Here is a 22,697-nt window from a genome sequence, read left to right as displayed (position 1 = left end):
TCACCACTGAACTGCTTCTCATCAAGGTTTTTGACAATCTCTGATTGCAGCCAACACGATATCATGGGCTACGCCACCACGGACTTCAACTTCGCCAATTGAGCGAGGCAGTACCAGGCGCAACTCACCGCCCAGCACTTTCTTATCACGCATCATGTGCGGTAAGTAAGCTTCTGCCGCCATACTCTCCGGGCCATCAACGGGCAAACCTGCACGTTGGAGTAATGCGATAATGCGTGCAGTTTCCGCAGGGGTAAATTGCCCAAGGCGTTCTGCTGTTCGCGCTGCCATCACCATACCCGCTGCAATCGCCTCACCATGTAGCCAGTTGCCATAGCCCATATGTGCTTCAATTGCATGACCAAAAGTATGGCCGAGATTGAGAAAAGCGCGCACTCCGTTTTCACGTTCATCCGCCGCAACCACCTGCGCTTTGAGTTCACAGCATCGGCGAATACACCATGCCAGAGCCTGTTCATCTAGCGCCAGTAACGCATCAAGATTTTGCTCAAGCCAGCTGAAAAACTCACCATCAAGGATGATGCCGTACTTAATCACTTCGGCGAGGCCAGAAGAGAGTTCACGGGCGGGTAAAGTGCGCAGACAATCTGTATCCACAACAACCGATGCAGGCTGATAGAAAGCCCCAATCATGTTTTTACCGAGCGGATGATTAACGGCCGTTTTGCCGCCCACAGAAGAGTCGACCTGCGACAACAGAGTGGTAGGAACCTGGATAAAACGGACACCACGCTGATAGCTGGCAGCCGCAAAACCGGTAAGATCGCCAATAACCCCGCCGCCTAAAGCGATGAGCGTGGTATCGCGGCCGTGAGGTTTTTCCAGTAATGCAGTAAACACCTGATCCATAACGGCCAGGGTTTTGAATTTTTCGCCATCAGGGAGAATCACCTGATCAACTTTCACGCCCGCTTGCGACAATCGTTCAACTAACGGCTGAAGATAGAGCGGTGCCAGCGTCTGGTTTGTTACCACCATAGCTGAATCGCCTGCTTTCAGCGGCCAAAATGAAGCCGGATCATTGAACAAACCGGCAGCGACAGTGATGGGGTAACTACGATCCCCAAGTGATACAGTGATCTTCTCCATGATGCTCGATACCTGTTGCTACGCCCGCAGGCGTGAAATCAGTTTTTTTCCAACATGTGGATGATCTGATTAGCGACCACTTTCGCGCTCTGCTCATCAGTGCGGATGGTGACATCAGCGATCTCTTCGTACAGCGGATTACGTTCATCAGCCAACGCTTCCAGTACTTCGCGCGGCGGAGATTCCACCTGCAGTAATGGGCGTTTTTTGTCACGTTGCGTACGAGCTAGCTGTTTCTCAATGGTGGTTTCCAGATACACCACGACGCCGCGAGCGGACAGGCGATTACGGGTTTCACGGGATTTTACGGAGCCGCCACCAGTGGCGAGAACAATGCCCTGCTTTTCCGTCAGTTCATTGATGATTTTTTCTTCGCGATCGCGAAAACCTTCTTCGCCTTCGACGTCAAAAACCCAGCCTACATCCGCTCCGGTACGTCGCTCAATTTCCTGATCGGAATCGAAGAATTCCATATTGAGTTGCTGAGCTAACTGACGACCAATAGTGCTTTTGCCGGCACCCATAGGCCCAACCAGAAAGATATTGCGTTTCTCTGCCATTTTATCGGTATTACTACGAATTCGTTAATGATACCCCGCGTTCAACCTCACTGGCTGGCGGGACAGGAACTGAAACCTCATGAGCATTAGCAAGAGTCAGACTGAAAATTATCTCAGCACTCAAGGCGGTTTGGCAACCGAATAAATTGCCTCCGGCAACTTGGTTCAGGCCGGTCAGTGGTATGCGAAGCGGTAAAAAGCCAGTTTTAGGCTGACAATACGCGCTTTTAAGAGGATGTTTCACGCAACTGTGGAGATCAAATCCGCTCTGAACAGTGCTTCCCCATTAAAAAATCGCTAAACCTTGTAAGCTAATTCCTGTCCTGCGTCAACGCAGATGATGCCAGAGTGGTTAATTTCCGCTTTTATCCTGCTGAAAATGCTGCTTCCCTGACCAGTCGAGGGGTAATGAAGATCACCAGCTCACGTTTCTTTTGTTCTTCATGCTGCTGGCGAAACACCCCCCCTAATAATGGCAATTTTGCCAAACCTGGCACCCCCTGCTGACCACGACTGCGCTGTTGCTGGAAAATTCCGCCCAGTGCTAACGTCTGCCCGTCTCGCAGAATCACCTGGGTTTCAATCTCCTGCTTATCAATGGCCAGCACGCTTTTCTCCCCGGTTTGTACGCTGCGCCCAGGGACATTCTGGCTGAGCCGTAATCGCAGCTGAATACGCCCATTCCCCAACACGGTCGGCGTGACTTCCATCCCGAGCACCGCTTCTTTAAATTCAATCGTCGTTGAGCCACTGCTGCCTGTGGCTACCTCATAGGGAATTTCAGTCCCCTGCTTGATAGAGGCGGTTTGTTGGTGCGCGGTAAACAGACGCGGACTGGCGATAATATCGATCTGATTCTCCTGCTCCAAAGCGCTGAGTTCCAGATCCAGCAGCTGCCCCTGAATTCTGGCCAGCGTCATCCCCAGGCTGGACGCGGCCGCTCCGAGAGATAACGGAATGCCAGCGCGCGGTGAACGTAGCGCATCCGGCAGGCTACCCGATTCACCTAATCGCCAGTTCACCCCCAACTCCCGCAGATGGTCCTCGCTGATGGTGACAATGTGCGCCGCCAGCTCGACCTGCTCCAGCGGAATATCCAACGCGTTCAGCCAGCGCTCTGTGTTTGCTAGCGCCTTATCGGTATCCCGCAGCAGCAGCGCATTGGTTCGGCTGTCCACCGTAACGCTGCCGCGTGAGCTCATGAGATTGCCTCTTTCCTGTTGTAAGCTGCGATACACCGCCTCTGCTTCCGCATAGTGCAGACGAACCGTTTTCTGGTTCAGCGGCAGTTGCTGCTGCTTCTCTGCCTCACGCTGCTTATTTAGCTCTGCTTCTTCCTGCTGCCAGTGTTGCGGAAAGACCAGCAGGACATTGTCCTCCTGTACCGCCGTTAGCTGAGCCATGCGCGTGACCAGCTTTAACGCCTGATGCCAGGGCACATTCTCAAGGCGCAGCGTCAGCGTTCCTTCAACGCCGGGGGCAACCAGCAGGTTCACCTGTTGATAATCTGCCAGCGCCTGAAGAATACGCTCAACCGGTGCCTCCTCGAATACCAATGACAGCGGCTGCGGCTCCGCGCTGCGAGCGCAGTTCAGCCACGCCAGCGTTACGATTAAAATGAAGTATTTAGTCACGGGAGGCTCCATGCAGTTGAAAACGCCAGCGCAGATCGGTGCAATCGCCTTCCAGCCGTAGCGTTAATTCCTGGGGGTTAAGGGTGAGAAGCTGCCAACCGGGCAGGGGTTGTGGCTGCTGCTGATTAATGGCAATCACGGTGCGCTGCGGTTTATGTACCAGCCACGCACGATAGTCACCTTGCCTGCCTAGCACGCCCATCAGCCGCCACTCCTCCTGCGAGGCCTGCGGCTGCGCACAACGATCGGTACCCAATGGATGAAATGGATCGCGCGCTTGCAACGGCGCACAAAGGAGGCAAAACAGGCACACCATAGGTTTAATGCGCATCTTCATCCTCCAGCCAGGCCTCTATTAAGAGACCTTCTGGCTGCGATTCAATGCGCCAGCGCGTTGGTAGCCCGGCGGTGCTCTGCGCCAGCTCAGCAAACAGCGGCTGAAACTGCAGCCAGTTCAGTTGTAATTTGAAACTGGCTGGCTGGGTTTCTGGCGACCACTGCACCAAATGCGCCCCACGCCGGGCTAACAACGCGGAAAGAGGCAGAGGTGACGCATACTGTTCAAGCTGCCGTTGAACCTGTTGAATGTTGTGCTGTAGCTCCGCTTCATGGGGTAAGCGTTGCAGGGCGCTCTGCAATTGCTCCCACTGCTGCTGTTGCTCGCTTTGACTCAGCCGCAACTGGTCTAATTGCTGTTGGGAGGGCAGTAAGAAAAACCAGGCAACACCGGCCAGCAGCGTGCTGGTTAGCACTGCAATCGCAAGGCTTCGCAATGGCCAGGCCAGCAATGCCCAGCGTAGTGTTAGTTCATCCATTTGCTGGCTCTGAAGCAGTATGAAGAGAGAAGCGGAAACGCCATACCCCGCTGGGCTGGCGCTCAATGCCCGCTTGCTGAGTACGTATCACCAGGGGATCGGCCGCGAGGTTATTCTGTAGCTGCCGCACGGCTGCCACCTCGTGCACAAAACCCTCCAGCAGCAGACGTTGATCGCGCAGTTCAGCCCGATGAATCCATGCTTTATCCGGTATACGCTCCGGTAATGCCTGCCAGAACCGATGCCAGTGCTGGAACTGATTCCCGCGCGATTGCTGGCGTGCCAACCCCTTCTGGAGCGCCTCCCCTTGCTGCTGAAGTTGCTGACGCTGTCTGAGAGTTTCCCGGTTTTTTGCTATTTCCAGCTCGACCTGCTGCAAGTTCAGGCTGTAGTCGGCAATTTCGCGCTGCACATGCGCACCCCAAAAACCCACACCGAAAAGGCCACAGGCGACGATCGCCCCTAACTGGCAAAGCGAACGCCGCCTCTGCTTCTGCGCCAGGCGCTGACGCCAGGGCAGTAAATTGATTAACACCATGTTGTCTCCTCACTGCGTAACGCAAGGCCCGCCGCCACGGTAAAGCGTCCGGGTTGCTCAGGCAGCGGGGGTTGCAGAAAACGGAACACACTGAAAGGAGAGAAAGCGTGCGTTGAGGGTGCATCAGGGGCGGATGTGCCGTTACTCAATAAAATAGAGGTTGCCTCACTAAAAGCCCGCTGCTGTAGCTGTTGCAGGCTCTCACCTTCATTGCTGTAGCCATATTCTCCGGTCGCACAGCGATACCACAGCCAGCCATCTTGCTGTTGATGTACCAGGGCACTGTTCGTGGGCAGAGATGCCTGTTGCGCCACACAGGCCAGCGCAGAGGTCGTGAGATCAATCACCGTGGGCGCTAATCCCACCTCGCTTAATGGCTGTAGCCACTGATTGACGCGCTGCCGATGAGCGGCGGTCACTGCCAGTACCGAACCATCGCCCTGGGGACGGTAATCCAGCGTCAACTCCGCGGTATCCAATGGAAATAGCCGTTTTGAAGCCGCCTGGACATAGTGGCCAAGCGCAGGTTCACGCAGCTGCATCTCCGGTAAATTAAGTGAACGTTGCAGCGCAAGATGGGGAGGTATGCCGATACGCAGTGAATAACGCTGGGGCAACTGCCTGCGCCACTGCGCTAGCTGGAGCAAAAGAGACGGTGTAAAACACGGCGAATCCTGGTGCTGGCATGCCTCGCTCAACGGCCAGTGCCACCAGTGGCGTAACTGCCAGCCGTTACGCCTGGGTTGTAGCGCCAATGCGCATAAGTGTTTGTTCTGAATATCAAGCCCGATTTGCCAGGTGGTAAAAGCCATCGCACGATCTCCCTGTTAGCCTGCGGAAAAAGGACGTATCAAAGCGTCTGGCTTGCCTTTATACTACCGCGCGATTGTTTATAAACTGCCCACACGTCAACAGATGGGAAATCTCAGGTGAAGTTCGTAAAGTATTTATTGATTCTTGCAGTGTGTTGCATGTTGCTGGGAGCCGGCACCGTTTATGGCTTATACAAGTACATTGAGCCACAGCTGCCCGACGTAAACACACTCAAAGACGTGCGTTTGCAAACCCCGATGCAGGTCTACAGTGCCGACGGGGACTTGATTGCCCAGTTCGGTGAAATGCGCCGTATTCCTCTGAAGCTGCAGCAAATGCCGCCAGAGTTGGTCAAGGCCTTTATCGCCACAGAAGACAGCCGTTTTTATGAACACCACGGTGTTGATCCGGTGGGGATTTTCCGTGCCGCGAGCATTGCTCTGGTATCAGGTCATGCCAGTCAGGGAGCGAGTACCATTACTCAGCAGCTCGCGCGTAACTTCTTCCTGAGCCCGGAACGCACGCTGATGCGTAAGATTAAAGAGGCGTTTCTGGCGATCCGCATCGAACAGATGATGAGTAAAGATGAGATCCTCGAGCTCTATCTGAACAAAATTTATCTCGGTTACCGTGCCTATGGTGTCGGTGCCGCGGCTCAGGTCTATTTTGGCAAAAACATCGATCAGCTGAGTCTGAGCGAAATGGCCATGATTGCCGGTTTGCCTAAAGCACCTTCCACGTTTAACCCGCTCTATTCCCACAGCCGTGCTCTGGCGCGCCGCAATGTGGTGCTGGGGCGTATGTTAGATCAGGGCTACATCACGCAGCAGCAGTACGATGAGGCACGTAATACGCCACTCGTCGCGCATTATCACGGGCCAGAAATTGCCTTCTCTGCACCGTACATCAGCGAAATGGTGCGTCAGGAGATGGTGAAGCGCTACGGTGATGCCGCCTATAACGACGGCTATAAGGTTTACACCACCATCACGCGTCGCTTACAGGAAGCCGCGCAAGATGCCGTGCAAAATAACGTGATTGCGTACGATATGCGCCACGGCTACCGTGGCCCGACTAACGTACTCTGGAAAGCAGGCCAGACGCCGTGGGGCCAGCAGCAGATCAAAACCCGTCTAAAAGACGTGCCGACCTATGGTCCATTGCTGCCAGCGGTGGTGACCAGCGTCAGCACTGATGAAGCGACGGCGTTGTTGAAAGATGGTTCTGCGGTTTCTCTCAACTTGCCAGGTGTCCGTTGGGCGCGCCCATTCAAGACAGATACGCTGCAAGGTGCCACACCTCGCACCGTCGCTCAGGTATTGCAGGCCGGTGAGCAGATTTGGGTGCGTAAAGTGGATAACGACTGGTGGTTAGGTCAGGTTCCTGACGTTAACTCAGCGCTGGTCTCACTCGACCCTGAAAACGGCTCGGTGCGTGCATTGGTGGGCGGTTTTGACTTCAATCAGAGCATGTTCAACCGTGCCACTCAGGCGCTGCGTCAGGTGGGTTCGAACATCAAACCGTTCCTGTACACCGCCGCTATGGACCGTGGTTTAACCCTGGCATCGATTCTGAATGATGTGCCGATTTCACGCTGGGATGCAGGTGCAGGCGCTGACTGGCGTCCGAAAAACTCACCGCCAACCTATGCAGGGCCGATACGTCTGCGTCAGGGCTTAGGTGAGTCGAAAAACGTCGTCATGGTGCGCGCCATGCGTGCAATGGGCGTTGATTACGCCGCCCAGTACCTACAACGTTTTGGCTTCCCGGCACAGAATATTATTCACACCGAATCCCTGGCGTTAGGGGCGGCATCCTTTACCCCACTGCAGGTGGTTCGTGGTTATGCGGTGATGGCTAACGGGGGCTTCCTGATAGACCCTTACTTCATTAGTAAGATCGAAAATGAACAGGGCCAGACCGTGTTTACGGCACAGCCAAAGATCGCCTGCGTACAGTGCAATCTGCCGGTGATTTACGGTGACACCAAAAAAGCCATCGCGCTCAGTGAAGACAGCGTAGAAAACGTTGCCACTTCCCAGCAGCAGCCGAACCCAAGCGTGCCACAGCCAGAGCTGGAGCAGGTGCCTGCCCAGCCTCAGGTAAACACCACGCAGGAATATGCGCCGCACGTGATCAACACCCCACTCTCGTTCCTGATTAAGAGTGCGCTCAACTCCAACGTCTTTGGTGAACCCGGTTGGATGGGTACGGGCTGGCGAGCAGGTCGCGACCTGAAGCGCAACGATATCGGTGGCAAAACCGGTACCACCAACAGCTCGAAAGATGCATGGTTCTCGGGTTATGGTCCGGGCGTGGTCACTTCGGTATGGATTGGGTTTGATGATGCACGACGCGATCTTGGCCGCAGCACAATGTCTGGCGCTATCCCAGACCAGATTTCTGGCTATGAAGGTGGTGCGAAGAGTGCGCAACCGGCATGGGATGATTACATGAAATCAGCCCTGCAAGGGGTTCCTGTGCAACCACTGACACCGCCAGCAGGTGTGGTGACAGTGACGATTGATCGCAGCACCGGCAAGCTTGCCAACGGGGGGGGAAATACTCGCCAGGAGTACTTTATTGATGGAACACAGCCAAAAGAGTACACCGTGCATGATGTCGGCACGACATTAATGGACAACGGCCAGAGCCACGAACTGTTCTAATCGCCACTACAAAAAAGCCGACAACACTGTCGGCTTTTTTTCCCAATTCAGTACTGCAAACGCCCCTGCTTCACCAGCCATTCTCGCACCATAAATAACGCACTCACGTTGCGAGCCTCGCGGAAATCGGGTTCTTGCAGCAACGCCAGCAGGTTGTTCAACGGCCAGCGGCGTACCACCAAAGGTTCTGGCTCATCCCCTTCCAGTTTTTCAGGATAGAGCCCTTCAGCGACCACAATGTTCATCTTGCTGGAGAAATATGAAGGTGCCATGGTGAGCTTGCCGAGGTTTTCTAACCGTCCAGCACCAAATCCCGCCTCTTCCTTCAATTCCCGGTCAGCGGCAGCAAACACGCTTTCACCCGGATCGATTAACCCTTTGGGGAACCCCAGTTCGTAGGTTTCCAGCCCAACGGCATACTCCTCAATCAGCACCAGATGATCGTCAATCAGTGGGACGATCATCACGGCTTCACGATCGGTAGGCTTCATACGCTCGTAGACCCGTTGTTCCCCATTGCTGAACGCCAGATCGACCGACTCTATGGTGAACAGGCGAGATCGAGCCACAGTTTCAACATGGAGAATTTCAGGTTTAATTAGGGGATTCTTCATATTAGCCTCAGATTTTTCACGGCTTTTTCGACGATATCAGATGAAGATATCAGCATACCTAACCGGGAACGAATGTGCGACAGTGAGTTTCGCTCACCACAGATAGCATTACAAACCTTGCGCAACAAAAGGCAAAATTTGCATATCGATATAGCGCAAGAACGCTGTCAATGAGAAATGTTAAATTAAGAAAATGCCGATATTTAGTTGATGCCTCAATCGGTAATATTGCGCTTGAGAAAGACATAACATTAACTATATTAATGAGTTAATCATCTATTTTCTTATTCTGTTCTCTTGTCACCGTGCCCTATAATCGCCAAAATTACCCTGGTGATCGCACAACCCGGAAACTAAAATTTTAATTATGATGCCTTCTATCTGGCTGGACTAAGAAAAGCATGAGCACCTTAACAGCCTCAGTGGTCATTGTACTGATCTGTTCCTTTCTGGCAGTAATCAGTCTTTGGTACGCCAGGCGGCAACGTATGCCCCTGGCGAAGTCGCTGTCACTCCTTAGTCCACCACAACGCAAACTGACTGCCGAAGAACGTTTCGCGGTCGAACGATATCTGGCGTCACTGGGGCAGTTCAAAACTACCCCGGAAGAGGGGCGTGTAGACAAGCAGGTGCTGACACTCACGCCCAACAGCGATAACGTCTATGCCGTGACCCAGGCGATTACCCGCTACGGTCTGTCGACTCAGGATCAGCGTAAGTGGCGCTATTTCCTCGACGCAACTGAAGTCCATTTACCGCCACGCTGGGAGCAATACATCACGGACGAAAACGTGGTTGAGCTGATCAACACCCATCCCATACCTTTAGTCATCTCGCTAAATGGCCATGTGCTGGCGGATTACAATTTGCAGCAACCTGCGTTTATCTCAACGCTGCGCCCACAGACCCACAACGCCTCGATTCGCAAAGAAGAGAGTGAAAACGTCGAGCTGGTTCAGGTGCGTAAAGAAACACCTGAAGAGTTCGCACTTTCACGTTCAGCAGGAATTCGTGAATCGCTGGTCATCTGCGCGGCACTGCTGCTCTATTTCCTCGCCATTATCTCACCCGCCAATATGCTGCCGTGGCTGTGTATCCTTGCCACTGCCATGACGGGTGTGAGTTTGTGGTTCCTCTACCGTTTCCCGGGTCCCAACGGCTTGCGAGATGTACACTGTCTGCGCGGTGCGCCGAAACGCTGGGGACTGTTTGGCGAGTCCAATCAGGAACAGAGCAACATCACCCTGGGGATTATCGACTTACACTACCCGCCGCACTGGCAGCCTTACGTGGCTAACGACTTAGGCAAAGTGACGGATGTCGAAATCTACCTGAACCGTCAGGTTGTACGTCAGGGCCGATTCCTCTCCCTTCAGGATGAGGTACAACACTTCCCGGTGCAGCGCTGGCGTAAAAATGTGGTGCTTGCCATTGGCTCCCTGCTGGTCTTAGCGCTGCTAATTAGCTGGATTCCGCTCAGTATGCCGTTAAAACTGAGCTTCGCCTGGGTGAAAGGAACAGATACCGTTGAAGCCACCAGCGTACAACAACTGAGCAAAAGTACACTGCACGTCGGGGATTACCTCAAGGTCAGTGGTCAGGGCATGTGCTCCGTACCCGATAACCTACAGAATAACCGCAGCAGCGTTTACATGCCTTTTGACTGCTCCGCGATTTACTGGAACAGTGCTAATCCGCTGCCGCTGCCGCAGTCAGACATCATAGACAAAGCCTCCGCGCTGCTGACCACCACCACGCAACAGCTCCACCCGGAAACCAACAGCGATCCGAAAATTAACCCGCAGTTGGCTTCAGCCATTCAGAAATCAGGCATGATTTTACTGGACGACTTTTCTGACTTAGTGCTGAAAACGCAGGATCTCTGTAGCCAGCAACAAGACTGTATTCGTCTCAAGAATGCGCTGGTCAACCTCGGTAATGCTAAAGACTGGCAGAGCCTGGTGAAACGCGCAGACTCCGGCCAGCTCAATGGCATGAATGTGTTGTTACGCCCGGTCAGTGCGGAAGCGTTGGAAAACCTGGTGAATACCGCCACTTCTACCTTCTTCTACCGGGAAACACGCCGTGCGGCGGAAAACCTGAACAGCCCGCCACCGGGTGGTTTCCTGATCGTCAGCGACCAGGGGCGGCAGTGGGTGAATCAGCCTCAATCAGGTGTTTCACTGTTTGATATGGATGCGCCTGCCCAGTGGCAAGAGCTACAACGCATCGCCGGGCTGCTGCTGCACACCTCATTTAGCGCCAGCGGCGTCATTACCAGTATCACCACAGATGCCAACGGAACACAGCATATCGCGCTGCATCACGATGCTGATTCGGTCACCCAGTGGCGCTATCCCGCGACGACGCTGCTGCTGCTGGTGCTGATCGTCATGGTTATCTGCAATTCGGTGCTGGCACTGCGCCGTATCCACCTGAATCGCGTCCGCATGGCGAATATCCATCAGTACTATGAAAAATGCTTTAACCAGTCAATGACCGCTATGCAAAGCGTGCGCCCGATATTCTGAGCTTCTTGCTTCTGTGCTACCCTGTCGCCCTGTTTTTAGGGGGTAATAGCGTGATGAAGCTGGACTGGAATGAGATTGATACCGTACTGCTGGACATGGACGGTACGTTACTGGACCTGGCGTTCGACCGGTATTTCTGGCTGGAACTGGTGCCAGCGACGCTGAGTCAACAACGCGCAATTACCCTGGCGCAAGCCGAAGCACTGATTGCAGAAAAGTACCAGGCGGTGGCACATACGCTAAACTGGTATTGTCTGGATTACTGGTCACAAGAGCTGGCTCTGGATATTCGAGCCATGACCTGGCAACAGCGTGAGCGCACCGCACTGCGGGCCGATACCCTGCCCTTTTTGCAAGCCCTGCGCACTGCCGGTAAACGGACGATTCTGCTGACCAATGCCCATCCTTACAACCTGGATGTCAAACTGGCACAAACCGGCCTGGCATCACACCTTGATTTATTGCTTTCTACCCACATGTTTGGGTATCCGAAAGAGGACGCTCGCTTGTGGCAGGCCGTGCAACAGCACACCGGCTTTGATCGCCAGCGCACACTGTTTATCGATGACAGTGAAAAGATCCTCGATGCGGCGCAAAGTTGGGGAATTGGCTGGTGTCTTGGCGTTGAGAACCCGGATTCTGGCCGCCCAACGCAGGCATTTACCCGCCATAGCGCAGTAAGTGACTATCGCCAGCTCTGTGCCGCGCTGGCGTAAAATCAGGAGCTGTAATGAAAGAAAAAAACAGCGAAGGCGTTCGCCTGGATAAATGGCTGTGGGCTGCCCGCTTCTACAAAACTCGAGCGATTGCTCGCGAGATGATTGAAGGCGGCAAAGTGCACTATAACGGACAGCGCAGCAAACCCAGCAAACTGGTCGAACTGAATGCCGAGCTGATACTGCGTCAAGGCAATGATCAGCGCACTATCGTGGTGCTGGCCATCAGTGATCAGCGTCGCCCGGCCACGGAAGCCGCAGAGTTGTACCGCGAAACCACCGCCAGCATTGAAAAACGGGAACAGGTGGCGCTGGCGCGCAAAATGAATGCGCTAACTATGCCTCATCCCGATCGCCGCCCAGATAAGAAAGAGCGCCGCGATCTGCTTAAATTTAAATTATCGGGCGATGAATAACGCTTCGCCTCAGTGAGAGAAAACTATGTCTGTTCAAGATCAACTGCACCGCTTTCTGTTTGAAAATGTCGCTGTCCGTGGCGAGTTAGTTAATGCTTCCAACACCTGGCAGGATATCGTTAAAGGCCACGATTATCCGGCAGCGGTAGAGAAGCTGATGGGCGAACTGCTCACGGCAACCAGCCTGTTAACGGCGACGCTGAAGTTCGAAGGGGATATCACCGTTCAACTGCAGGGCGATGGCCCATTGAGCCTGGCCGTGATTAACGGCAACAACAACCAGGAGATGCGCGGTGTAGCACGCTTGCGTGAAGGCGCGGAGATCGCTGAAGGTGCAAGCTTAAAAGAGATGGTGGGTAGCGGATATCTGGCGATTACCATTTCACCGCTTAAAGGCGAGCGCTATCAAGGCGTAGTCGGTCTGGAAGGCGAAACCCTGGCAGCCTGCCTGGAAGATTACTTCATGCGTTCTGAGCAGTTGCCGACCCGTCTGTTTATTCGCACCAGCGAAAAAGGCGCAGCCGGTATTCTGTTGCAGGTACTGCCCGCTCAGGAACCCAATCCAGATGACTTTACCCACCTGGCAACCCTGACTGAAACCATTAAAAGCGAAGAGCTGATTGAGCTGCCTGCTACCGACGTCCTGTGGCGCTTGTATCACCAGGAAGAAGCCAGTGTGTTTGATCCCCAGCCGGTGATCTACAAGTGCACCTGTTCACGTGAGCGTTGTGGTGAAGTGTTGTCTACGCTGGCGCAGTCTGAAGTTGACGAAATCATTGAAGAAGATGGTCATATTGATATGCACTGTGACTATTGCGGCACGCATTACGTCTACGATGCTGTCGATATCGCTGCCATTCGCAACGCCGCTAACAATCAGAGCGATCAACTGCACTAAGTTTTTCTTATAGGCGGTTATGCCGCCTTTTCCCCTCTCCCCGCTATACATACAAATTTTTTATACAACAATATCTTTTATTCACTGGATTTCGAATAAAATGTGGTGAAGAGTGAGCCAGAGTACGTTTCAGTTCGCATTTCTGTATTTTCCCGCTTCCGCAACACCCTGAGAAGAGTAGACTGCGCGCCATCGTGCCCAGCCCGGGGTGCCAGTCCCCGGTCGGCAGAACAGTACGAAAGCGATCGATACAAGCCCGAAGCTAAGACACCGATTAGAAGGAGCAGTACCATGAGCGTTAATGGCCAAACCACGCCTGACCTTACCAGCCTGGGCATTACCAAAACCACCGAAGTGGTTTACAACCCTGATTTCGACACGCTGTTTCAGGAAGAGATGCGCCCTGAGTTAGAAGGTTTTGAACGTGGCACCCTGACGCAAAACGGCGCAGTCGCCGTGGATACCGGTATTTTTACCGGCCGCTCTCCCAAAGATAAGTACATCGTGCGTGATGACACCACGCGTGACACGTTGTGGTGGAGCGATCAAGGTACTGGCAAAAATGACAACCAGCCCCTGTCACAGGAAACCTGGCAATCACTGAAACACTGCGTGGTTGAGCAGCTGTCAGGTAAACGTCTGTTTGTGATTGATGCCTTCTGCGGTGCGAACCCAGACAGTCGCCTGAACGTACGCTTTGTCACTGAAGTTGCGTGGCAGGCCCACTTCGTGAAAAACATGTTTATTCAGCCAACGGCGGAAGAACTGGCTGGCTTCAAACCTGATTTCGTGGTGTTGAACGGGGCGAAAACCATTAACCCGGACTGGAAAGCGCAGGGCCTGAACTCCGAAAACTTCATCGCTTTCAACCTTACCGAAGGTGTACAGCTGATTGGCGGTACCTGGTACGGCGGCGAAATGAAGAAAGGCCTGTTTGCCGTCATGAACTACCTGCTGCCGCTGAAAGGCATTGCTTCCATGCACTGCTCAGCTAACGTCGGTGAAGCCGGTGATGTGGCGGTCTTCTTTGGCCTCTCCGGCACCGGAAAAACCACCCTCTCGACCGATCCAGCACGCCAGTTGATCGGCGATGATGAGCACGGTTGGGATGACGACGGTGTGTTCAACTTTGAAGGCGGCTGCTACGCAAAAACCATCAATCTCTCTGCCGCCGCTGAGCCAGAGATTTATGCTGCGATTCGTCGTAACGCACTGCTGGAAAACGTGGTTGTTCGTGAAGATGGCAGCATCGATTTTGCAGATGACAGCAAAACCGAAAATACCCGTGTGACCTACCCAATCGATCACATCGAGAATATTGCGCGGCCTTCTAAAGCGGGCCACGCGAAAAAAGTGATCTTCCTGACCGCAGATGCCTTTGGCGTTCTGCCACCGGTATCACGCCTGACGCCAGAGCAAACGCAGTATCACTTCCTGTCTGGCTTCACCGCTAAACTGGCGGGTACCGAACGTGGTATCACACAGCCAACACCGACCTTCTCTGCCTGCTTTGGTGCTGCCTTCCTGATGCTGCACCCCACCCAGTATGGCGAAGTGCTGGTCAAGCGTATGGAAGCCGCGGGTGCACAGGCTTACCTGGTGAACACCGGTTGGAACGGCAGTGGCAAACGTATCTCTCTGAAAGATACCCGTGCCATTATCAACGCCATTCTGGCTGGCGAGCTGGATGATGCGCCAGTCAGCACCTTGCCAGTATTTGGCTTACAGGTGCCACAGCAGTTGGCTGCGCTGGACAGCAACGTGCTGGACCCACGCAACAGCTGGGAAAGTGCAGAGAAGTGGGAAGCGGCCGCGCAGGATCTGGCACAACGCTTTATCACTAACTTTGAAAAATATACCGATACCCCTGCCGGCGCCGCGTTAGTCGCTGCTGGCCCGCAGTTGAAATAATAAGAGGGGCGGCACCAGGCCGCCCTCTCTTTTGCTCACCGTCAGTGGTTGATCGACGGGCCGTTAACCACCACTTCCGTCAGCGGTAACCAGGCACGAATCTTCAATCCTCCACGATCGCTTTCACCAATTTCTAGCGCACCCTGATGCGCATCGATAATACGCTGCACAATCGCCAGGCCTAAGCCCGTGCCACTGGTGCTGCGCGCACTATCGCCACGCACAAACGGCTGAAACAGATGTTGAAGCTGATCCGGTTTAATTCCTGGTCCGTCATCTTCGACCTGGAACCAGGCGCGATTGAGCTCTCGCCCACTGCTGACCTTGATCCAGCCGTTACCGTAACGCGCGGCGTTCACTACCAGGTTCGCCACGGCACGCTTAATCGACAACGGGTTGATGTTAAGCATCAGCTCTTCTGCCATCACCGCATTTTCAATTTCACGCTCGTAACCACTCTCCGCAGCCACCACCTCGCCCAGTACACTGTTGAGGTCAGCGCGTTCAGTCTGCATCTCCTGCCCGGTACGCAGGTAGTCGATGAACTGCTCAATGATGGCGTTGCACTCTTCGATGTCTTTATTGATCGACTCTGCCAGGTAACCATCCTGCTCGGACATCATCTCAGTAGCGAGGCGAATACGCGTCAGCGGGGTGCGTAAGTCATGACTGACACCCGCCATCAGCAGGGTACGGTCATCCGCCAGTTGCTTGACGCCAGACGCCATCTGATTAAATGCGCGCGTGACTGAGCGCACTTCAGAAGCCCCGTACTCGCGCAGCGGAGGCGGGATAATGCCCTGACCTACCTGCAGTGCCGCATGTTCCAGGTCCACCAGGGGTCGGTTCTGGATGCGAATAAACAGCCAGGCACCGCCAATCGCCAACAGCATAATCGCGAGCGTATAGCGGAACAGCGGCGAGAAGTCGCCCTGATGGATCTCAGTGAGTGGTACACGCACCCAGATATCCGGTGACAGCCAGGTTTTCAGCCAGACGACCGGCGAGTTTTTGTTAACCTCAACCCGCACATCCGTCGGCCCACCCAACTGCTGTGCCATTTGCTGACTCAGGAATTCGTAATGCTGTGCCCAGCGCAGTCCACCCTCTTCCGCCGCTGCATTGGTATAGAGGGAAATACCCAGCTCGCGGTAGATCTCCCGGCGAAACGCAGGCGGCACTTCCAACTGTGTGCCATCTTCAAGCTGCAACCGATCGGTCATCAGCATACGCACTTCGTACGCGAGGACTTTGTTAAACTGCTGAAGGCTAGGCAAAATGGCGAAGTTGAGCACCACCAGGTAGGTCGTTACCAGGCTGACAAACAGCAAGGTAACGATCAATAACAAGGTGCGGGCAAATGAACTGCGAGGTGAGAAGCGCAGTCGCCTCATCGTGTTCCTCCGGGATAGCCCGTATTAAGTGGATAACCCGCCGTCAGGCTTTGCTACCATCCGGAACGAACACATAACCCAGGCCCCAAACAGTCTGGATATAGCGTGGGTGTGCCGGATCTTCTTCCACCATGCGACGCAGGCGAGAGATCTGCACGTCAATTGAACGCTCCATGGCGCTGTATTCGCGGCCACGTGCCAGGTTCATCAGTTTGTCACGCGACAGCGGTTCACGTGGATGGCTCACCAGTGCTTTAAGCACCGCAAACTCACCGCTGGTCAGCGGCATTGGCTCATCTTCGCGGAACATCTCACGAGTGCCAAGATTCAGTTTGAATTTACCGAAGGCGATAACCGCCTCTTCCTGTGAAGGTGCACCAGGCAGCTCATTGGCCTGACGACGCAGCACGGCACGAATACGCGCCAGCAGTTCACGCGGGTTGAACGGTTTTGGAATGTAGTCGTCAGCGCCGATTTCCAGCCCTACGATACGGTCCACTTCTTCACCTTTCGCCGTCACCATAATGATCGGCATCGGGTTGCTCTGGCTACGCAAACGGCGGCAAATTGACAGCCCGTCTTCGCCTGGTAACATCAGGTCCAGCACCATCAGGTGGAAAGATTCGCGGGTCAGCAGACGATCCATCTGCTCAGCGTTAGCAACACTGCGCACCTGAAAGCCCTGTTCGGTGAGATAGCGCTCTAACAGAGCACGCAGACGCATATCGTCATCAACGACCAGAATTTTGTAGTTCTCTTGCATTTTCTACTCCCAAAGGCGCTATTGCCTGAGCCAGTATTGTTAAAAAACTGTCCTGTCTGTGACAGTCATTAATGGTTTATATTCTAGCCGAAATTGTTACAAAGCATATTAAACAGCAGCTTATCTTTAAGTTTTTGCGCCTTCGAGCCACTTTTTCGGTTTTTTTGCCCTGAATAACACCATCTTACAGCCTGAGCAAAATTTCCACAGCCGGATAAGTTTTCAATCCGCGATGGGCTTTCGGCTGGATTGAATTTTTGCCACGCCTTCTTTTACACTGTCTTTAGTGTGTAACCGCCCGATGCTAAGCCATGAAAACCCGACTGATTACCCGTGAAGGCTTTAACAAGCTGAAAGCTGAACTTGACTATCTGTGGCGAGAAGAGCGGCCAGAAGTGACCAAAAAAGTCACCTGGGCAGCCAGCCTGGGCGATCGCAGCGAAAATGCTGACTACCAGTACAACAAAAAACGCCTGCGCGAAATTGATCGCCGGGTGCGCTACCTGACCAAAAGTCTGGAAGAGTTGCGTATTGTCGATTACTCCCCCCAGCAAGACGGCAAAGTCTTTTTCGGTGCCTGGGTCGAAGTCGAAAATGACGAAGGCGAAATCAAACGCTTCCGCATCGTTGGCTATGATGAAATTTTCGGGCAGAAAGATTACATCTCTATCGACTCCCCGATGGCGCGCGCACTGTTGAAAAAAGAGGTTGGCGATGCGGCCAGCGTACAGACCCCAGCCGGTCCGGTACAGTGGTTCGTCAATGAAATTAACTATCTGCGATAGCCATTCGGAATATCACTGAAAGCGGGCCGCTTCACTGGCAATTTCACCCTCCAGTCCGTATAACTGTCCCCTGTTTCTCAACCCCGAAAGACAGTTACCGATGATGAAAGATTCACTGAGCCAGATTATTGCAACTGAGCTGCAGGCGCGAACGGAGCAGGTTGATGCTGCTGTGCGCCTGCTGGACGAAGGGAATACCGTGCCGTTTATTGCACGTTATCGTAAAGAGGTAACCGGTGGCCTGGATGATACCCAGCTACGCCAGTTGGAGAGCCGCCTCAGCTATCTGCGTGAACTGGAGGACCGACGCCAGTCGATTCTGAAATCCATTGATGAGCAAGGCAAACTCAGCGATGACCTTGCCCGCGCTATCAACAACACCCTCAGTAAAACCGAACTCGAAGACCTCTATCTCCCCTACAAACCTAAGCGCCGTACCCGTGGTCAAATTGCCATTGAAGCCGGTCTTGAGCCGTTGGCTGATAGCCTGTGGCAAGATCCGTCACAAGACCCGGAACAGGTTGCGGCTGCCTATGTTGACAGTGATAAAGGCGTAGCCGACGTGCGCGCCGCGCTGGATGGTGCCCGCTACATCCTGATGGAACGCTTCGCCGAAGATGCAGCGCTGCTGGCTAAAGTGCGTGACTACCTGTGGAAAAATGCCCATCTGGTGGCCAAAGTGGTAGAGGGGCAAGCGGAAAGCGGCGCGAAATTCCGTGACTACTTCGATCACCATGAAGCGCTAAACAGTGTGCCGTCTCACCGCGCACTGGCCATGCTGCGTGGTCGTAACGAAGGCGTACTCCAGCTCTCGCTGAATCCCGATCCGCAATTTGAAGAAGCGCCACGCGAAAGCCACGGTGAAACCCTGATTGCCGAACACCTCAATTTACGCCTGAATAATGCCCCAGCGGATAGCTGGCGTAAGGCGGTCGTGAGCTGGACCTGGCGTATCAAAGTGATGCTGCACCTGGAAACCGAGCTGATGGGCAGCGTACGCGAACGCGCTGAAGAAGAAGCCATCAACGTCTTCGCGCGCAATCTGCACGATCTGCTGATGGCCGCCCCAGCGGGCATGCGCGCCACTATGGGCCTCGATCCGGGACTGCGTACCGGTGTCAAAGTCGCGGTAGTGGATGCGACCGGTAAGCTGGTCGCTACCGATACCATTTATCCCCACACCGGCCAGACGGCGAAAGCCGCCAGTGCCGTTGCCGCGCTGTGCACTAAGCATCAGGTAGAGCTGGTAGCAATTGGTAACGGTACAGCCTCGCGTGAAACCGAGCGCTTCTACCTGGACGTACAGAAGCAGTTCCCACAGGTGAGTGGGCAAAAAGTCATTGTCAGTGAAGCTGGCGCTTCGGTCTATTCTGCTTCCGAACTGGCAGCCCTTGAGTTCCCGGATCTGGACGTGTCGCTGCGCGGTGCTGTCTCTATCGCACGCCGCCTGCAAGACCCACTGGCAGAGCTGGTGAAGATTGATCCGAAATCCATCGGTGTAGGCCAGTATCAGCATGACGTGAGCCAAAGCCAGCTCGCGAAAAAACTGGATGCCGTGGTAGAAGACTGCGTAAACGCCGTCGGGGTAGATCTGAACACCGCCTCCGTGGCCCTGCTGACCCGCGTAGCCGGCCTGACGCGCATGATGGCGCAAAACGTGGTGAACTGGCGTGACGAAAATGGTCGCTTCCAGAATCGCCAGCAGTTGTTAAAAGTCAGCCGTCTCGGCCCGAAAGCCTTTGAGCAGTGCGCGGGCTTCCTGCGTATTAACCACGGGGACAACCCGCTGGATGCCTCCACGGTTCACCCGGAGGCCTACCCGATTGTGGAACGCATCCTGAGTGCGACACACCAGGCGCTGAATGAACTGATGGGCAACCCTTCCAGCCTGCGTAATCTGAATGCTCGCGACTTTACCGATGAACGCTTTGGTCTGCCGACGGTAAACGACATCATTAAAGAGCTGGAAAAACCGGGTCGCGATCCACGCCCTGAATTTAAAACCGCGCAGTTTGCGGAAGGGGTGGAAACCATGAACGACCTGCTGCCGGGTATGATCCTGGAAGGTGCCGTGACCAACGTGACCAACTTTGGTGCCTTTGTGGATATCGGCGTGCATCAGGATGGCCTGGTTCATATCTCTTCGCTGTCGGATAAGTTTATCGATGATCCACACAAAGTGGTGAAAGCGGGCGATATCGTGAAGGTCAAAGTGCTGGAAGTGGATCTGCAGCGTAAACGTATTGCGTTAACCATGCGTCTTGACGAGCAACCCGGTGAAACCAATGCGCGCGCCAGCAATCGCAGCACCCAGCGTGAGGCCCCACGCAGCAACAATAGCAGCAATGCTAAACCTCGCAATGCACGCCCGGCCAGCAGTTCGGCGGGTAACAGTGCCATGGGTGATGCGTTAGCCGCTGCCTTCAGCAAGAAGCGCTAACCCCCTGCCGAACCCGCTTTTGCTTATGCCAAAAAAGCGGGTTCGGTTGCGAAATCTCGCTAAGCTGCCAGGCTAAAACAAAGATCACAAAAACTGACTCCAGGCCGTGGCACAGCGAAACAATGGACATCATTAACCAGCTGCTCGACACTATTTATGCCGATACCTTGCCACTCGCCACCCGTGAGCGGCTCCTTTCACACATCCGTGCTGCGCGCGATGCCATGAAACTGCCGCGCAAACTGCACTGGGATGAACAGGACGTGATGCTGATTACCTATGCCGATCAGTTTCGAGAGCCGGATACCCCGACTCTTCAAAGCTTCTCGCGCTTTTACCAGCAGCATCTGGCTAATACCTTCCCGCTGGTACATCTGTTGCCGTTCTACCCCTACTCTTCTGACGATGGCTTTTCAGTTATCGATTACCATCAGGTAAACCCGCTGTGTGGTGAATGGCGTGACATTGCGGAACTGCATACGCACACCCGCCTGATGTTCGATTTTGTCTGTAACCATATGTCGGCGCAAAGCCTGTGGTTTCGCCATTTTCTCGATCGTGAACCGGGCTGGCAGCAGTTCTTTATTGCTATGCCACCCGCCACGGATTTAAGTGCCGTCACCCGTCCCCGGACTTCGCCACTGCTGACGCCATTTGAATGCGCCGATGGTGAAACCCGCTTCGTCTGGAGCACCTTCAGTGCCGATCAGATCGACCTGAACTTTGCCGATGGCGAAGTGCTGATTCATATGGTCGATGTCCTGCTCGACTACCTGAAAAAAGGGGCGGATTACGTCCGCCTTGATGCCGTGGGCTACATGTGGAAAACCCCGGGCACCAACTGCATTCACCTGGCGAAAACCCATCAGTTGGTGCAGCTGTTCCGCGCGATTGCCAATTTGGTGGCACCGGGCACGGTGATCATCACCGAAACCAATGTGCCGCATAAAGACAATATCAGCTACTTCGGCGATGGCCGTAATGAAGCGCAGATGGTGTATCAGTTCTCACTACCGCCGCTGGTGCTCCAGGCGATTCACAGTGGCTCTGGTCGGGCGCTGCGCCAGTGGGCGCGTTCGCTGATCCCTGGCGGCGGCACCACCACCTTCTTCAATTTTCTCGCCTCGCACGACGGTATCGGTCTCAATCCGGCTCGAGGGATCCTCAGCGAACCGGAGATCCTCGCGCTGGTTCGCGATCTGGCTCTGGAAGGGGCGCTGGTCTCCTACAAAAACAACCCTGACGGCACGACCAGTCCGTATGAAATCAACGTCTCCTATCTGGATGCACTGAGCCGCCAGGAAGATGACGATGCCACACGCCTGCGCCGCTTTCTGCTGGCCCACGGCATTTTGCTGGCGTTTCCAGGCGTGCCAGCCGTCTATGTGCAGAGTATGCTCGGTTCACGTAACGATCTGGATGGTGTGCGGGCAGCAGGCCACAACCGCGCGATTAACCGGAAAAAGTTTGCCTTGCAGGAGATGGAAGAGGCACTGGCCGGGAGTAACTGGCTCCGACAACACTGCTTTGAGCAGCTCAGCCAGCTGATCCAGCTCCGTCGTCGTCAACAGGCATTTCATCCTGATAATCCAATGGAAGTGTTTGATAGTGAGAACGCTTTACTCATCATGCAGCGCCAGGGAACAGAAAATATGCTGTGCGTTTTCAACCTTAGTGCGCGGGAAATGCAGGCGACGTTACCGATAGCACGGCAGTTTTTGGATGTGGTCAGCGGAGAGAATGTTGATGGCACCCAGCCAGTGAAGCTGGATGCCTGGCAATTTATGTGGTTACGTGGCTAGGCATTACTCTTTGTCTTTATAAACGTCGGCAGTAGCTGCAAACTTGCCATGCTCACGACCGGCAATAATCAGATAATATTTGCCGCCCAAATCATCGGCTTTTTTCGACAGAGATTTATGTAAGTCCATCGGCGCATCTTTATCACTGGTGTTTACCGTGCCAATTTTTACCAGATTTTTGCTCTCTACTACCTCTTTAGTCACCTCTTCCGCTGCCAGTACAGAGAAAGACATGGCTCCCAACATCACACCCGCAACCAACAGTTTCGCTACGTTCATATCATCATC

At 54.1% G+C, this 22,697-nt stretch carries 20 protein-coding genes; 9 read left to right on the top strand and 11 right to left on the bottom strand.

Going from position 1 to position 22,697, the window contains the following annotated elements; all coding sequences use genetic code 11:
* Positions 1 to 21: 21 nt before the first annotated feature.
* The 7 genes from aroB to B880_RS0124025 form a co-directional block, all read right to left on the bottom strand.
* The gene (gene aroB, locus B880_RS0124055; RefSeq protein WP_017350019.1) at positions 22 to 1,110 is read right to left on the bottom strand and encodes a 3-dehydroquinate synthase; all 1,089 of its coding nucleotides are present in this window, start codon (positions 1,108 to 1,110) and stop codon (positions 22 to 24) included.
* 38 nt (positions 1,111 to 1,148) lie between these two features.
* On the bottom strand, positions 1,149 to 1,670 hold the full coding sequence (gene aroK, locus B880_RS0124050; RefSeq protein WP_017350018.1) for a shikimate kinase AroK: 522 nt from the start codon (positions 1,668 to 1,670) through the stop codon (positions 1,149 to 1,151).
* Positions 1,671 to 2,035: 365 nt separating this feature from the next.
* Positions 2,036 to 3,304: a DNA uptake porin HofQ gene (gene hofQ, locus B880_RS0124045; protein WP_017350017.1), complete on the bottom strand. Its 1,269-nt coding sequence runs from the start codon at positions 3,302 to 3,304 to the stop codon at positions 2,036 to 2,038.
* Positions 3,297 to 3,635, bottom strand: coding sequence for a HofP DNA utilization family protein (locus tag B880_RS25545; protein WP_017350016.1), 339 nt, complete (start codon positions 3,633 to 3,635; stop codon positions 3,297 to 3,299). Before B880_RS25545 ends, hofQ begins: the two co-directional genes overlap by 8 nt.
* Positions 3,625 to 4,119: a HofO family protein gene (locus B880_RS0124035; RefSeq protein ID WP_017350015.1), complete on the bottom strand. Its 495-nt coding sequence runs from the start codon at positions 4,117 to 4,119 to the stop codon at positions 3,625 to 3,627. Before B880_RS0124035 ends, B880_RS25545 begins: the two co-directional genes overlap by 11 nt.
* Entirely contained in the window at positions 4,112 to 4,657 is a 546-nt protein-coding gene (locus B880_RS0124030) for a PilN domain-containing protein (protein WP_017350014.1), read from the bottom strand. Before B880_RS0124030 ends, B880_RS0124035 begins: the two co-directional genes overlap by 8 nt.
* Entirely contained in the window at positions 4,648 to 5,469 is an 822-nt protein-coding gene (locus B880_RS0124025) for a hypothetical protein (RefSeq protein WP_017350013.1), read from the bottom strand. Before B880_RS0124025 ends, B880_RS0124030 begins: the two co-directional genes overlap by 10 nt.
* Positions 5,470 to 5,586: 117 nt before the next feature.
* Between B880_RS0124025 and mrcA the strand changes: the two genes are divergently transcribed.
* Positions 5,587 to 8,139 carry a peptidoglycan glycosyltransferase/peptidoglycan DD-transpeptidase MrcA gene (mrcA, locus tag B880_RS0124020; protein ID WP_026042883.1) on the top strand — a complete coding sequence of 851 codons (2,553 nt, stop codon included), beginning with the start codon at positions 5,587 to 5,589 and terminating at the stop codon, positions 8,137 to 8,139.
* 47 nt (positions 8,140 to 8,186) lie between these two features.
* Here mrcA and nudE read toward each other — a convergent pair whose 3' ends face one another.
* Positions 8,187 to 8,753: an ADP compounds hydrolase NudE gene (nudE, locus tag B880_RS0124015; RefSeq protein ID WP_017350011.1), complete on the bottom strand. Its 567-nt coding sequence runs from the start codon at positions 8,751 to 8,753 to the stop codon at positions 8,187 to 8,189.
* Positions 8,754 to 9,154: 401 nt separating this feature from the next.
* Here nudE and B880_RS0124010 point away from each other — a divergent pair, with 401 nt between their 5' ends.
* The 5 genes from B880_RS0124010 (at position 9,155) to pckA (ending at position 15,225) form a co-directional block, all read left to right on the top strand.
* A complete protein-coding gene (locus tag B880_RS0124010) occupies positions 9,155 to 11,284 on the top strand; it encodes an IgaA/UmoB family intracellular growth attenuator (RefSeq protein WP_026042882.1) in 2,130 nt (709 codons plus the stop codon).
* A 53-nt stretch (positions 11,285 to 11,337) separates the two neighbouring features.
* A complete protein-coding gene (gene yrfG / locus B880_RS0124005) occupies positions 11,338 to 12,000 on the top strand; it encodes a GMP/IMP nucleotidase (RefSeq protein WP_017350009.1) in 663 nt (220 codons plus the stop codon).
* Positions 12,001 to 12,014: 14 nt separating this feature from the next.
* A complete protein-coding gene (gene hslR / locus B880_RS0124000; RefSeq protein WP_017350008.1) occupies positions 12,015 to 12,416 on the top strand; it encodes a ribosome-associated heat shock protein Hsp15 in 402 nt (133 codons plus the stop codon).
* Between the two features lie 25 nt (positions 12,417 to 12,441).
* Positions 12,442 to 13,314, top strand: coding sequence for an Hsp33 family molecular chaperone HslO (gene hslO / locus B880_RS0123995; RefSeq protein WP_017350007.1), 873 nt, complete (start codon positions 12,442 to 12,444; stop codon positions 13,312 to 13,314).
* A gap of 291 nt (positions 13,315 to 13,605) precedes the next feature.
* A complete protein-coding gene (gene pckA / locus B880_RS0123990; protein ID WP_017350006.1) occupies positions 13,606 to 15,225 on the top strand; it encodes a phosphoenolpyruvate carboxykinase (ATP) in 1,620 nt (539 codons plus the stop codon).
* A 41-nt stretch (positions 15,226 to 15,266) separates the two neighbouring features.
* Here the strand turns inward: pckA and envZ are convergent, their stop codons facing one another.
* Together envZ and ompR are read right to left on the bottom strand one after the other, a co-directional pair.
* Positions 15,267 to 16,619 carry a two-component system sensor histidine kinase EnvZ gene (gene envZ / locus B880_RS0123985; RefSeq protein ID WP_017350005.1) on the bottom strand — a complete coding sequence of 451 codons (1,353 nt, stop codon included), beginning with the start codon at positions 16,617 to 16,619 and terminating at the stop codon, positions 15,267 to 15,269.
* A 43-nt stretch (positions 16,620 to 16,662) separates the two neighbouring features.
* Complete coding sequence (gene ompR, locus B880_RS0123980) at positions 16,663 to 17,382, bottom strand: osmolarity response regulator transcription factor OmpR (protein ID WP_001157751.1); 720 nt, start codon at positions 17,380 to 17,382, stop codon at positions 16,663 to 16,665.
* A 311-nt stretch (positions 17,383 to 17,693) separates the two neighbouring features.
* On the opposite strand from ompR, the gene greB reads away from it, so the two are divergent.
* The 3 genes from greB (at position 17,694) to B880_RS0123965 (ending at position 22,409) form a co-directional block, all read left to right on the top strand.
* Complete coding sequence (gene greB, locus B880_RS0123975; RefSeq protein ID WP_017350004.1) at positions 17,694 to 18,167, top strand: transcription elongation factor GreB; 474 nt, start codon at positions 17,694 to 17,696, stop codon at positions 18,165 to 18,167.
* Between the two features lie 103 nt (positions 18,168 to 18,270).
* Positions 18,271 to 20,607 carry a Tex family protein gene (locus B880_RS0123970; protein WP_443146822.1) on the top strand — a complete coding sequence of 779 codons (2,337 nt, stop codon included), beginning with the start codon at positions 18,271 to 18,273 and terminating at the stop codon, positions 20,605 to 20,607.
* Positions 20,608 to 20,729: 122 nt separating this feature from the next.
* Positions 20,730 to 22,409, top strand: a complete 1,680-nt coding sequence (locus B880_RS0123965; protein WP_017350002.1) for an alpha-amylase family glycosyl hydrolase — start codon at positions 20,730 to 20,732, stop codon at positions 22,407 to 22,409.
* 3 nt (positions 22,410 to 22,412) lie between these two features.
* Here B880_RS0123965 and B880_RS0123960 read toward each other — a convergent pair whose 3' ends face one another.
* The gene (locus B880_RS0123960) at positions 22,413 to 22,688 is read right to left on the bottom strand and encodes a YdgH/BhsA/McbA-like domain containing protein (protein WP_017350001.1); all 276 of its coding nucleotides are present in this window, start codon (positions 22,686 to 22,688) and stop codon (positions 22,413 to 22,415) included.
* Positions 22,689 to 22,697 lie beyond the last annotated feature (9 nt).

The sequence above is a fragment of the Pantoea sp. A4 genome, from assembly GCF_000295955.2.
GTDB lineage: Bacteria > Pseudomonadota > Gammaproteobacteria > Enterobacterales > Enterobacteriaceae > Pantoea > Pantoea multigeneris.
The sequence above is the reverse complement of the archived record's forward strand: the minus strand, read 5'-3'. Positions and strand labels throughout refer to the sequence as shown.

Bases quoted from the DNA above. Each gene is read 5' to 3' on its own strand.
- aroB (WP_017350019.1), bottom strand. From the start codon at position 1,110: ATGGAGAAGATCACTGTATCACTTGGGGATCGTAGTTACCCCATCACT.
- aroK (WP_017350018.1), bottom strand. From the start codon at position 1,670: ATGGCAGAGAAACGCAATATCTTTCTGGTTGGGCCTATGGGTGCCGGC.
- B880_RS25545 (WP_017350016.1), bottom strand. From the start codon at position 3,635: ATGCGCATTAAACCTATGGTGTGCCTGTTTTGCCTCCTTTGTGCGCCG.
- B880_RS0124035 (WP_017350015.1), bottom strand. From the start codon at position 4,119: ATGGATGAACTAACACTACGCTGGGCATTGCTGGCCTGGCCATTGCGA.
- B880_RS0124030 (WP_017350014.1), bottom strand. From the start codon at position 4,657: ATGGTGTTAATCAATTTACTGCCCTGGCGTCAGCGCCTGGCGCAGAAG.
- B880_RS0124025 (WP_017350013.1), bottom strand. From the start codon at position 5,469: ATGGCTTTTACCACCTGGCAAATCGGGCTTGATATTCAGAACAAACAC.
- nudE (WP_017350011.1), bottom strand. From the start codon at position 8,753: ATGAAGAATCCCCTAATTAAACCTGAAATTCTCCATGTTGAAACTGTG.
- B880_RS0124010 (WP_026042882.1), top strand. From the start codon at position 9,155: ATGAGCACCTTAACAGCCTCAGTGGTCATTGTACTGATCTGTTCCTTT.
- yrfG (WP_017350009.1), top strand. From the start codon at position 11,338: ATGAAGCTGGACTGGAATGAGATTGATACCGTACTGCTGGACATGGAC.
- hslR (WP_017350008.1), top strand. From the start codon at position 12,015: ATGAAAGAAAAAAACAGCGAAGGCGTTCGCCTGGATAAATGGCTGTGG.
- hslO (WP_017350007.1), top strand. From the start codon at position 12,442: ATGTCTGTTCAAGATCAACTGCACCGCTTTCTGTTTGAAAATGTCGCT.
- pckA (WP_017350006.1), top strand. From the start codon at position 13,606: ATGAGCGTTAATGGCCAAACCACGCCTGACCTTACCAGCCTGGGCATT.
- envZ (WP_017350005.1), bottom strand. From the start codon at position 16,619: ATGAGGCGACTGCGCTTCTCACCTCGCAGTTCATTTGCCCGCACCTTG.
- ompR (WP_001157751.1), bottom strand. From the start codon at position 17,382: ATGCAAGAGAACTACAAAATTCTGGTCGTTGATGACGATATGCGTCTG.
- greB (WP_017350004.1), top strand. From the start codon at position 17,694: ATGAAAACCCGACTGATTACCCGTGAAGGCTTTAACAAGCTGAAAGCT.
- B880_RS0123970 (WP_443146822.1), top strand. From the start codon at position 18,271: ATGAAAGATTCACTGAGCCAGATTATTGCAACTGAGCTGCAGGCGCGA.
- B880_RS0123965 (WP_017350002.1), top strand. From the start codon at position 20,730: ATGGACATCATTAACCAGCTGCTCGACACTATTTATGCCGATACCTTG.
- B880_RS0123960 (WP_017350001.1), bottom strand. From the start codon at position 22,688: ATGAACGTAGCGAAACTGTTGGTTGCGGGTGTGATGTTGGGAGCCATG.